Source organism: Exiguobacterium sp. s128, from assembly GCF_018618815.1.
Lineage (GTDB): Bacteria > Bacillota > Bacilli > Exiguobacteriales > Exiguobacteriaceae > Exiguobacterium_A > Exiguobacterium_A antarcticum.
The window spans coordinates 1-337 of sequence record NZ_JACSMT010000113.1 but is presented as its reverse complement, the minus strand read 5'-3'; the positions used below and the strand labels follow the sequence as shown (position 1 = coordinate 337).

Genomic DNA, 337 nt, shown 5'->3' with positions numbered 1-337 from the left:
CAAGAAGCAGAACGAACGGCCTCGATTCAAATCGAAGCGCAATCCCGTCCAATCCTACAAGACCAATATCGAGAAGAAGAACCAACTTCCCGAAGTCTCGATTGTCCGCAACAAGCTCAAACTTCCGAAGTTGAAGTGGGTGCGTTTCGCCAACTCGAGGCAGGTCGCAGGTCGCATCTTGAACGCTACCATCCGGCGTAACGCTTCAGGAAAATACTTCGTCTCCCTGCTCGTCGAGCAGGAGATCCACGAAATGCCAAAGAAGGGCTCATCCGTCGGCGTCGATGTCGGGTTGAAGAACTTTGCCATCTTGTCGGACGGCACGGTGTACAAGAAT

Annotated in this window: 1 pseudogene; it reads left to right on the top strand. The window is 52.5% G+C overall.

What is annotated here, in order from left to right:
• Window positions 1-337, top strand: a pseudogene (locus KNQ13_RS16085) (IS200/IS605 family element RNA-guided endonuclease TnpB); the annotation flags it as partial.